The sequence below is a fragment of the Sphingomonas bacterium genome (genome assembly GCF_903644055.1).
Taxonomy (GTDB): Bacteria; Pseudomonadota; Alphaproteobacteria; order Sphingomonadales; family Sphingomonadaceae; genus Sphingomonas_I.
This window is the reverse complement of sequence record NZ_CAHJXD010000195.1, coordinates 1-10,489: the sequence shown is the minus strand read 5'-3', so window position 1 is coordinate 10,489 and position 10,489 is coordinate 1. Positions and strand designations below refer to the sequence as shown.

At 68.0% G+C, this 10,489-nt stretch carries 8 protein-coding genes and 1 pseudogene; 4 read left to right on the top strand and 5 right to left on the bottom strand.

Annotated features, from left to right (window positions below; translation table 11 throughout):
* From HUU94_RS08535 to HUU94_RS08525, 3 genes are all read left to right on the top strand, one after another.
* Window positions 1-1,447: M16 family metallopeptidase (locus HUU94_RS08535; RefSeq protein WP_174274660.1), on the top strand; the 1,447-nt coding region annotated here is incomplete at its 5' end.
* Between the two features lie 321 nt (window positions 1,448-1,768).
* Entirely contained in the window at window positions 1,769-2,296 is a 528-nt protein-coding gene (locus HUU94_RS08530; RefSeq protein ID WP_174274659.1) for a CHAP domain-containing protein, read from the top strand.
* 52 nt (window positions 2,297-2,348) lie between these two features.
* Window positions 2,349-3,527: a glycosyltransferase family 4 protein gene (locus HUU94_RS08525; RefSeq protein WP_174274658.1), complete on the top strand. Its 1,179-nt coding sequence runs from the start codon at window positions 2,349-2,351 to the stop codon at window positions 3,525-3,527.
* An 88-nt stretch (window positions 3,528-3,615) separates the two neighbouring features.
* Here the strand turns inward: HUU94_RS08525 and HUU94_RS08520 are convergent, their stop codons facing one another.
* Entirely contained in the window at window positions 3,616-4,584 is a 969-nt protein-coding gene (locus tag HUU94_RS08520; protein WP_174274657.1) for an NAD-dependent epimerase/dehydratase family protein, read from the bottom strand.
* 192 nt (window positions 4,585-4,776) lie between these two features.
* On the opposite strand from HUU94_RS08520, the gene HUU94_RS08515 reads away from it, so the two are divergent.
* Window positions 4,777-5,985: a glycosyltransferase family 4 protein gene (locus HUU94_RS08515; protein ID WP_174274656.1), complete on the top strand. Its 1,209-nt coding sequence runs from the start codon at window positions 4,777-4,779 to the stop codon at window positions 5,983-5,985.
* On the opposite strand, the gene HUU94_RS08510 is transcribed toward HUU94_RS08515, so the two are convergent.
* The 4 genes and pseudogenes from HUU94_RS08510 to HUU94_RS08495 form a co-directional block, all read right to left on the bottom strand.
* The gene (locus tag HUU94_RS08510; RefSeq protein WP_174274655.1) at window positions 5,969-7,219 is read right to left on the bottom strand and encodes a glycoside hydrolase family 16 protein; all 1,251 of its coding nucleotides are present in this window, start codon (window positions 7,217-7,219) and stop codon (window positions 5,969-5,971) included. The genes HUU94_RS08515 and HUU94_RS08510 overlap by 17 nt on opposite strands.
* Before the next feature lie 193 nt (window positions 7,220-7,412).
* Window positions 7,413-7,554, bottom strand: a pseudogene (locus HUU94_RS13015) (DapH/DapD/GlmU-related protein); the annotation flags it as partial.
* Window positions 7,555-7,877: 323 nt separating this feature from the next.
* Complete coding sequence (locus HUU94_RS08500) at window positions 7,878-9,365, bottom strand: lipopolysaccharide biosynthesis protein (protein WP_174274654.1); 1,488 nt, start codon at window positions 9,363-9,365, stop codon at window positions 7,878-7,880.
* Entirely contained in the window at window positions 9,362-10,228 is an 867-nt protein-coding gene (locus HUU94_RS08495) for a glycosyltransferase family A protein (protein WP_174274653.1), read from the bottom strand. Before HUU94_RS08495 ends, HUU94_RS08500 begins: the two co-directional genes overlap by 4 nt.
* Between the last annotated feature and the right edge of the window lie 261 nt (window positions 10,229-10,489).

Here is a 10,489-nt window from a genome sequence, read left to right as displayed (position 1 = left end):
GCCCGTGATCGCGGCGCTCGGGGCCACCGAACGCGCGCAGCCCCCCGCCCCCGGCGCGGCGGTGGCGCCGACCGTGCCGATGCCGATCGAGCGGCGGCTGTCCAACGGCATGCGTCTCGTCGTGCTGGAGCGGCATGCCCTGCCGATCGTCACCGCGCATCTCGTCGCGCGGCTGGGCAGTTCCAGCGATCCCGTCGGCCGCTTCGGCGTCGCCGATCTCGCCGCCGATCTGCTCACCAGGGGCACGCCGACGCGCAACGCGGTGCAGATCGCCAACGCGATCGAGAATGCCGGCGGCAGCATCGGCGCCGATGCCTCGCGCGACGGCACGACGATGACGCTGACGGTCAAATCCGACGAGCTCGAACCGGCGATGGCGGTGTTCGCCGACGCCGCGCTGCATGCGAGCTTCGCGCAGGAGGAGCTCGATCGCGCGCGCGGCGAAGCGCTCGACGGGCTGGAGCAAAGTTATAAGACCCCCTCGACGCTCGCGGGGCTGGTCGCGAGCCGCGCGGTGTTCGGCGACGGCCCGTACGGCAAGCCCGGCAACGGCACGCCCGCCTCGCTGCCCGCGATCACGCGCGCCGATCTGCTCGCCGCCTACCGAGCGACCTGGACCCCCGCGACCACCGCGCTGGTCGTGGCGGGCGACATCACCCCCGATGCCGCGCAGGCGCTCGCCGAGAAATGGTTCGGGGGCTGGAAGGCCACGAAAGCCACAAAGGCCACAAAAGCCACGAAGGCCACTCCGGCTGTGGCTTTCCCGCCGGACGCTTTGCCAGCCGCCCTGCCCTATCCGCGCCCGCGCCTGATCGTCGTCGATCTGCCTGGCGCGCCGCAGGCGGCGGTGACGATCGCGCGCCCGACGATCCGGCGCGCGGACCCCGATTATTATGCGATGCAGGTCGCCAATACCGCGCTCGGCGGCGGCTATTCGGCGCGGCTCAACCGCGAGGTGCGCGTCAAGCGCGGGCTGGCCTATGGCGCGTCGAGCCGCTTCTCGGCGGGCCGGCTGCCGGGCGCGCTGACCGTCTCGACCCAGACCAAGAATCCGACCGCGCCGCAGGTGATCGGGATCATGCGCGGCGAAATGGCGCGGATGGGCGCCGAGCCGGTTCCCGCCGACGAGCTCGCCGCGCGCAAGGCCTCGCTCACCGGCAGCTATGGCGAGGCGATCGAGACCACCGACGGCATCGCCGGCATGATCGCCGGGCTGGTGCTGCAAGGCGTCGATCCCGCCGAGATCACGCGCCAGACGCAGAAGATCGAGGCGGTGGGGCCGGTCGAGGTGCAGCGCGTCTCCAGGGCTCTGATCGATCCCGGCGTCGCGAGCGTGATCGTCGTCGGCGATGCCGCCCAGTTCCTTCCCGCGATGCGCGCGCAGGGCCTCGCGCCCGAGGTGATCCCGGCGGCGAAGCTCAGGCTGGACAGCGCCGCGCTAAGATGATCCTTACCTGAAAGCGGAGGTGGCGCGCGGCACGCGCGACGGAGGGGGCTCTCACCTAGAGGCCGTCCTATCCAAGCTGAAAACGTCACCCCGACCTTGAGCCGGGGTGACGAGCGTTCGCTAGCCCCTCCACCATGCTCCGCATGGTCCCCCTCCCCTTGCAGGGGAGGATCGCGGCGGCCCGCAACACCCGAATCCGCCTCCGGTTCCGATGAACCTCCGATAAACGCGCGACTCCCCCGCTTCGCCGCAAGCGTGATTACGCGTTAACCAGCCGCGGCTATCCGGGGCTCGTCAGCGGGATCGGGGGATTCGAGCCTAATGTTCAAGACGATCAAAGCGGCGATCGCCGCCTGCATGCTCATCGCCGGCCTCGCCGCGCCGTCGGCGGCCGGCGCGCAGACCTATCTGCAATGCGCGCCGTTCGCGCGCGCTTTCTCGGGAATCCAGTTGTTCGGCGCCGCCGCGAGCTGGTGGCATCAGGCGATCGGCAAATATGGGCAGGGCTCGGCGCCGCGCCCCGGTTCGGTGCTGGTGTTCAAGGCGCTGAGCTCGATGCGCTCGGGCCATGTCGCGACCGTCACCAGGGTGCTGTCCGATCGCATCATCAAGGTCACGCATGCCAATTGGGGCGGGATGAAGGGCCGGATCGAAAATGACGTGACCGTCATCGATACCTCGGCCAACAACGATTGGAGCGCGGTGCGCGTCTGGTATGCGCCGATCGGCAGCATCGGCATAAAGGCCTATCCCACCTACGGCTTCATCTATTCGGGCGCCCGCGCCGTCGCCGGCGAAGTCCGCGCGCTCGCCGACCGGGCCGACGACGTCCTCCACCCCGGCCAGTAAGGCCTGAACCGGCGCGTTGCGCGCGTCCGGCCGCTTCTCTACGACGCCGCCGATGGATGTATCCGACCTTCGCGTCGCGCTTTTTACCGGCAACTACAATCATGTCCGCGACGGGCCGACGCAGGCGCTTAATCGCCTCACCGGCTATTTGCAGCGGCAGGGCGCCAAGGTCCGCATCTACAGCCCCAAGAGCCCCAAGCCCGCCTTCCCGTCGACGGGCAAGGTCGTCGGCGTGCCCGCGATCCCGTTTCCCGGCCGCAGCGAATATCGCCTGCCGATCGGAATCCCCCCAAAGGTGCAGCGCGACCTCAAGGATTTCGGCGCCAACATCTTCCACGTCGCCAGCCCCGATTTCCTCGGCCATCGCGCGGTCACGCTCGCGCACAAGTGGAGAGAGCCGGTCGTGGCCTCGGTCCACACCCGCTTCGAAACCTATCCGCGCTATTACGGCCTCGCCTTCCTCGAGCCGTTCGTCGAGGCGACGCTGCGGCGCTTCTACCGTCGCTGCGACGCGATCTTCGCGCCGTCCGAATCGATGGCGCAACTGCTCCGCGAGCAGCGGATGAGCTACGATGTCGGCATCTGGACGCGCGGCGTCGACACCAACGTCTTCTCAGCGGCGCGGCGCGACATGGCGTGGCGCCGATCGCTGGGCCTGGCCGACGACGAACCCGCGATCGCCTTCGTCGGGCGGCTGGTGATGGAGAAGGGCCTCGACGTCTTCGCCGAGGTCGTCGACATCCTCGAGCAGCGCGGCGTCCGCCAGCGCGTCGTCGTGATCGGCAAGGGGCCGGCGCGCGACTGGTTCGCGAGTCGCCTGCCGCAAAGCGCGATCTTCGCGGGCTTCCAGCGCGGCGAGGATCTCGGCCGCGCGGTGGCCTCGTGCGATCTGCTGTTCAACCCCTCGGTCACCGAGACGTTCGGCAACGTCACGCTGGAGGCGATGGCGTGCGGCCTGCCGGTGGTGGCGGCGCGCGCGACGGGAAGCTCCAGCCTGATCGAGGAGGGCACGACCGGCCGCCTGATCGAGCCGGGCGGCAACGAAGCCTTCGCGCGCGCGATCCAGCTCTATTGCGAAAGCCGCGACATCCGCCTCGCCGCGGGCGAGGCCGGGCGCAAGGCCAGCGAGCGGTACGAATGGGATCGCGTCAACCAGGCGCTGGTCGACGGCTATCTGCGCGTCATCCGGCTGCGCTCGCAAGGCATCAGGCCGATCAGCCGCGCGCGCTAGCGTGTCCTGTCGACAATGAACTTTCGTCACCCCGGCTCAAGGCCGGGGTGACGTTTAGCGTGAACGGGGCCGCCTCAAGACCCCGACCTCAGCGCGAATTGCGGCGGAGCTGTCCGTCGATCCAGCCGTAGGTCTTTTCGAGACCCGCGCGCAGCGACTGGCTTGGCGCCCAGCCGAGCTTGCTCTTGATCAGTGCATTGTCCGAGTTGCGCCCGCGCACGCCGGTCGGCCCGGGAATATGATTCTTGCCGATGTCCTTGCCGGCGATGTCCGCGACGATATCGACGAGCTGGTTGATCGTGACCATTTCCTCCGAACCGATGTTGACCGGCCCGATGAAATCGGAGCGCAGCAGGCGGGTGGTGCCCTCGATGCATTCGTCGACGTAGAGGAAGGAGCGCGTCTGTTTGCCGTCCCCCCAAATCTCGATGTCGGTGCCGTTCGGCGCCGCCGCGACCTTGCGGCAGACGGCGGCGGGCGCTTTCTCCTTGCCGCCGTCCCAGGTGCCCTCGGGCCCGAAGATATTATGATAGCGCGCGACCCGCGTCTGCATCCCGTAATTGCGCCCGTAGGTAAGATACAGCCGCTCGGAGAAGAGCTTCTCCCAGCCATATTCGCTGTCCGGCGCGGCCGGATAGGCCGAAGCCTCGGCGCAATTGGGATTGTCGGGATCTTCCTGATTATATTCAGGATAGATGCATGCCGAGGACGAATAGAAGACGCGCTTGATGTTCCTCTTGTAGGTGGCATCCAGCATGTTGAGGTTGATCGTCGCCGAATTGTGCATGATGTCGGCGTCGTTCTCGCCGGTGAAGATATAGCCGGCGCCGCCCATGTCGGCGGCGAGCTGATAGACCTCGTCGAATTGCCGATCGGTGATGCCGCGCGCGAAGCTCTGGTCGCGCAGATCGCCGATCACGAAATCGTCGGCCTCGGTTTCGGCATGCTCGTTATATTTGAGATCGACCCCGCGAACCCAGAAGCCCTCGCGCTTCAAACGCTTCACCAGATGGCCGCCGATGAAGCCGCCCGCCCCGCACACCAAAGCCGTCTTCATTCCGATACCCCTTCCATCCCGCGACGGACGACTACCCCTCGTCCATGCTCGGACACCCGAGCAAAGCGGCAAGTCGCTGGCTTTAAATTCCCGCACGTTGCGTCGCAACATGATTCGCCCCGACGCGGGGGTACATTTGCTTGATGGAGACCAAGGTTGACGATATCGACCCGCCGAAATCGGAGAATTTGCATGAGGATCGCCGTCCATGACTATGCCGGCCATCCCTTCGCCTTCGATCTCACCCGCACGCTCGCCGCGCGCGGGCATGTCGCGCGCCACTTCTTCTTCGCCGGCGATCCGGGGCCGAAGGGCAATTCCGAGCGCGCGCCGGACGATCCCGAAGGCTTCTCGATCGCGCCGCTCAATGTCTCGGGAACCTATGACAAGAGCAAGCTCGTCACGCGGCTCAAGCTCGATCGCGCATATGGCGCGGTCGCCGCCAAAGCGATCGCCGGCTTCCGGCCGGACGTGGTGATCTCGGGCAACACGCCGCTCGATGCGCAGGCGCGCCTCCTCGCCGCGAGCCGAGGCGGCGGCGCGGCCTTCGTCTTCTGGATGCAGGACATGATCAGCCCCCTGATCATGGCGCAGATAGGGGGACGCTGGAGGGGGCTCGGCCGGCTGATCGCGCTCCGCTACCAGCGGCTGGAGCGCAGGCTGGTCCGCCGGAGCGACGCCGCCGTGCTGATCAGCGACGATTTCGCCGACGAGGCCGAGGCGCTCGGTATGCGGCCGCGCTCGGTCAGCGTGATCTCCAATTGGGGGGCGCTCGATGCCATCCCGACGCGCCCGCGCGATAATCGGTGGGCGGCGGCGCACGGTTATGCGGAGGGGATCACGATCCTCTATTCGGGGACGCTGGGCGCCAAGCATAATCCGCTGATGCTCGTCGATCTCGCCGATGCGCTGGCGGATCGCGCCGATGTCCGCATCGTGATCGCGGGCGGCGGCGTCGGGCTGACGCAGATCCAGGCCGAGCTCGCGCGGAAGGCCCGGCCGAACATCCGCGTCGAAGCTTTCCAGCCGGTCGAGGATTTTCCGGACATGCTCGGCGCGGCGGATATCCTGCTGGCATTGCTCGAAAAGGACGCGGGCCGCTTTTGCGTACCCTCCAAGATCTTGAGCTATCTCTGCGCGGGGCGGCCGATCCTGCTGGCGTCGCCGCCCGAAAATCAGGGGGCTACCGTGATCGCGCAGGCGGGCGCGGGCATCGTGGTGGACGCGGGCGATTCGGCGGGCCTGATCGCCGCGGCGCGTGCGTTGATCGATGACCCCGCCCGGCGCGCCGACACAGGCGCGAAGGGCCGCGCTTATGCGCAGCGGACCTTCGAGCTCGAACGCGTCGCCGATCGGTTCGAAAGCGCGATCGCCGCAGCTCTCGTCAACCGCCGATCCTGAGCGTCCCGATCCGGCACGACAGCGCCTTCGCCATCGGCTCCGGTCCCGCGCAGACCAGCGGCGTCGGCGCCCCGCCCGCGAGCAACTCGGCGGTCAGGGAATAGCTCCCGCGCGGCAACCGGCCCGCCGACAGCGACAGGCGCGGCAGGATCTTGCCGCTGCCCGAGACGGGGACATTGGCGGACGCGATCGCTTTACCCGCGCCCGAACCCGCGCCAGACAATGTCACCTTGAGCATGCGGTCCGGCTTGAACCCGGCCGGCAGCGTGATCGGCAGCGTCACCGCCGCGCCGTCCGCCTTGGCGCGCACCTCGGCCGCGCCGATCACCGGCTTGGGCAGATCGTTCAGCGCGGTCCGATAGCCGAACAGCCTGGGATCGGGCGTGACCGCGCTGCCCCCGCAATCCCGTCCGCCGTCGGCGCCGAGGCTGATCTGGCAGACGCGGACGTAATCGACGCGCAACGCCTGCGGGAAGGCGCTCTCGTCGATCCCGTAACGCCCCGCCCAATGCCCGCCGACCGAGAAGTTGAGCAGGATGTGCGCCGGCCCGCCCAGCGTTCCATCCTTGCGCAGCCAGCGATAGGCGCGCGTGTAGAGCCGTCTGCCGTCGAGAAAGACGCTGATCTTGTCCGGCGCCCAGGCGAGCCCGAAGACGTGCCAGCCTTCGTTGAGCGGCGCCTTGGCGACATAGTCGCGGATGCGGCGCGTGTAGGCGGGATCGGTGTAGGCATAATCGACGGAGGCGTCGGCGGGATAGTTGGAGGCCGCCGAATGGACCATGCTGGCGGTATCGTCGCGCCCGTTGACGACATATTCGAAGATGTCGATCTCGGGGGGCCAGTTGAGCTTGCCGTCCGCGTCATAATCCGGGTTGAGCCAGAAGGCAGGCCAGATCCCCTTGCCCTTGGGCAGGAAGACGCGCGCTTCGAAATAGCCGTAATAGAAGGTCTGCCGCGACCGGATCATGCCCGATTCGAACCGCCCGCCACCCACGGGCCGCGCCACCAGCGAAAGCACGCCGTTGTTGAGCACATGGTTGCCGGCGTCGCGAAAGACCTGCGCCTCGTCGTTGAAATGATCGCTGGTCTCGTGATCGTAGATGTAGCGCGTCGCCCATCTGCCGCGATCGAGCGTGGCGCCGTCGAACTGGTCCTGGAACACCAATTTCCAGCCCGCCGCCTGCGCCGGCATCGCCAGCAGGGCGAGAAGCGACAGCAGGATGCTCCGGACCATAGCGCTCACTCCTTGGGCAGCCGGCGATAGCGGATCGGCCGCTCGGCGAGGTGCTGCCCCCCGATCCGGGCGAGCACGGCTTCGACCTCGGGCCGCGCCAGTCCATCGATCGCCGCCGTGCCGTAGCGCCACCATCGCGCGCGGCCGAGCGCGGCGATCGCCTCGGGCTCGAACCGCCAGCGCAGCAGCCGCGCCGGTGCTCCGACGACGATCGCATAAGGCGCCACGTCCTTCGTCACCACCGCGCCCGCGCCGATGATCGCGCCATCGCCGATCCTGCGTCCCGGCATCACCACGGCATTGTCGCCGATCCACACGTCGTTGCCGATCTCGGTCATCACCTCGGAGAGGAAATCGGCGGGGCGGCCGATCGGGTGCGTGGTGATCGTGTTTATACTGTGCAGCGCCGCCCCGATCGAGCAGCGCCGCCCGATCGAGCAGAAGCGCCCGATCGTGACGTTCCGCAGCAGCGACAGATTGGCGTAGCTGTAGAGCCCGACCTTGACCTCGCCGAGCAATTCGCACCCCAGCAGCGCGACATGCGCCTCGACCTCGACCGAGGGATGATATCCCCACTTCGAGCCCATCGCGCGCGCCACCCGATAGCGCAGCCCGCGCGGCACGACATGGCTCAGCCGGCGGATGCGGCGCTTGGGCCTCACCGCGCCTTCCTCGGCATCAGCCGGCTGGCCAGGCTGCTCATCGTCGATCGCACCAGCCGCGCCAGCGTCGACAGCAATTCGCGGCCATCGCGCGTCATGAGATTGACGAGGAAGGCGACCAGATAGGCGGCGGGCAGCGCCACGCACAGCAAAGGCCCCGTGGCCAGATAGGGCAGCAGCGCGTGCGCGATCGCCCAGGCGATCGCCGCGCCGATCAGCGGATTGACCATCGCCACATAGAGATCGCGCTGCCGCACCGACGTGCCCTTCACACAATAGGCATAGAGCGGGGGAACGCGCATCAGCGCGGTGAAGAAGATCGAGGCGGCGACGCCCACCGCCCCCCATCGCAGCCCCACGACGAAGCCGATTATCGAGACGATGGCCGAGAACAGCCCCCAGCGCAGCATCGGCCCGCCGCGCCCGCTGCTGATGAACAGCCAGCCGGTGGCGTTGGCGACCGGCTGGATCAGCCCGGTCAGCGCCAGCCAGAAGAAGATCGGCCCCGCCCCGCCCCACGTCGGCCCGAGCAGGAAGATCATCAGCCCGTCGCTGGTCGCGATCGAGACCGCGATGCCGGGGATCGAGATCAGCATCATCGCGCGGATCGCGAGCAGGAAGGCGCGGCGATAGCGCACCGGATCGTCCTGCAACCGGCTCAGTACCGGCAGCATCACGCGGCCGAGCGGCGCGTTGATGTTGTTCAACGGCAGCATCATCAATTTGTAGCTGCGATCGTAAAGCCCCAGCGCCGCCGCGCCCGTGAAGCGCGCGATCAGCACGTTGGGGAGGTTGCGCGAGACGAAGTTGGTGAGGTTGAAGCCGGTGAGATTGCCGCCGAAGCGCGCCATCTCCCTGGTGCCCTTGAGCGTGATCGGCAGCGTCGGCCGCCAGCCGTCGAGGCCCCACAGCAGTGCGACCTGCACCAGCGTCCCCACCGTGGTGCCGATCACCAGCGCCCAGTAATTGTGGAGCAGCAGCGCCGCGGCGACGGTGACGAGAAAGGTCGCCAGCACGTTGGCGATGTCGACGCTCGCCAGCGTGCCGAAACGCATGTCGCGGTTCATCAGCGCGGCATGCTGGAGCGAGGTGCCGGTGAGCAGCACCGAGATCGCCGTCACCGCGGTGACGACCCCGGCGCGCGGCTCGCCATAGAATTGGCCGACGAACGGCGCCGCGATCACCAGCACCAGCGCGACCAGCGCCGATATGCCGATGTTGATCCAGAACAGCCCGTTCGATTCGGCGTGCGAGATCGTCTTGCTCTGCACCACCGCCTGCGTCAGCCCCATATCCTGGAACATCAGCAGGAAGCCCGCGACCGGCGCCGACATCGCGACGATGCCGTAATCGGCGGGCGCCAGCATCCGCGAGACGACGATCGTCGAAAGTGTCGTCAGCACCAGCCGGATGATCTGCGAAGCGCCGGTGAACACCGCGCTGCTCGCGGCCTTGCTGCCGAGGCTGGGGGTCTCTGCGTTCATCGCTTGCCGCCCACAAAGCCGAACGCGGCTTCCATCGCGGCAAGCTGCGCATCATTGCCCTTCGCGGCGACGTTCGCGCTGTTGAGGCTGATCGTCTGCGAGCCCGGCCAATCCACGATATCGAAGCGGCCTGGCGTCCGAACGTGGCCGATCCCGGCGCGGCGCGCCATCCAGAAGAACCATATGTCGTCGGCATAGGGACAGAGCGTGCGGATCGCGGCCACGTCCCACGTCTCCTCCGGCAGGCTCCCGGCCGGATAGAGCACTCCGCCGACGCCGGTGGGGAACAGGGCTTCGTTCGGGCCGGTCGCGCGCTCGCGCCGCGTCTCATAATCCCAGTCGTTGTAGCGCCTGATCGATCCGTCGCGCCGGAACGCCGCCATATGCGCGCGCCGGCAGACGATGTGCGCAGGATGCGCGCGGTGGGTCTCGATCAAAGTCGCCAGCCAGTCGCGCGGGTAGAAGAGATCGTCGTCGGCGGTGACGACATGCGCATCGGGAAAGGCCGCCAGCGCCGGCAGCAATTTGCCGTATGATCGCAAATCGTCGCAAGGCAGGATTTGCAGAATATCGCCTTGCAGCGACGTTACCGTCTCGGGCAGGCGGGCGAAATCGTCATGCGCGATCCACAGCAGGATGCGATCGGGCGCGGTCGATTGCGCGAGCAGGCTCTTGAGCGTCAGGGCGAGCGTCGGGTAGCGCGGCGGAAAGGAGGTCAGCGAGACGACCAGCTCGCGCTCCAGCCCCGCCTGGCGCAGTGGCCGCGGGAAAGGGAAATCCGCCACCGCGAGCAGCGCGTCGCGCACCAGCATATCGTGCCGCCGCCGTCGGGCGCCCGCCATGATCCGATTGCGAAGATACATGGTGATCGACAGCGATCGGCTCCAGATTCGGCGCTCCGGCCTCAAAGCCTGCCGGGCTTCAGAATGCAACCGCTTCCGCCGCCGCCCGTCGCGGCCGCTCGGGACGAGGTGCGGTTCAGCGGTGGCGGATGTTCGCGGGCCGGCCCCTGCGTCCCACCGGGCGGCGATCCTTGCGCGGGCCGCCACCGCGCATCGGCGCGTCGCTCGCGCCCTCCGGCAGCGCGAAGCGCAGCGCGCCGCCGATCGGATCGGCCTCGACCA

What these genes read in the sequence shown, in the direction of transcription:
- HUU94_RS08530 (WP_174274659.1), top strand. Translation starts at nt 1,769, where the DNA reads ATGTTCAAGACGATCAAAGCGGCGATCGCCGCCTGCATGCTCATCGCC.
- HUU94_RS08525 (WP_174274658.1), top strand. Translation starts at nt 2,349, where the DNA reads ATGGATGTATCCGACCTTCGCGTCGCGCTTTTTACCGGCAACTACAAT.
- HUU94_RS08520 (WP_174274657.1), bottom strand. Translation starts at nt 4,584, where the DNA reads ATGAAGACGGCTTTGGTGTGCGGGGCGGGCGGCTTCATCGGCGGCCAT.
- HUU94_RS08515 (WP_174274656.1), top strand. Translation starts at nt 4,777, where the DNA reads ATGAGGATCGCCGTCCATGACTATGCCGGCCATCCCTTCGCCTTCGAT.
- HUU94_RS08510 (WP_174274655.1), bottom strand. Translation starts at nt 7,219, where the DNA reads ATGGTCCGGAGCATCCTGCTGTCGCTTCTCGCCCTGCTGGCGATGCCG.
- HUU94_RS08500 (WP_174274654.1), bottom strand. Translation starts at nt 9,365, where the DNA reads ATGAACGCAGAGACCCCCAGCCTCGGCAGCAAGGCCGCGAGCAGCGCG.
- HUU94_RS08495 (WP_174274653.1), bottom strand. Translation starts at nt 10,228, where the DNA reads ATGTATCTTCGCAATCGGATCATGGCGGGCGCCCGACGGCGGCGGCAC.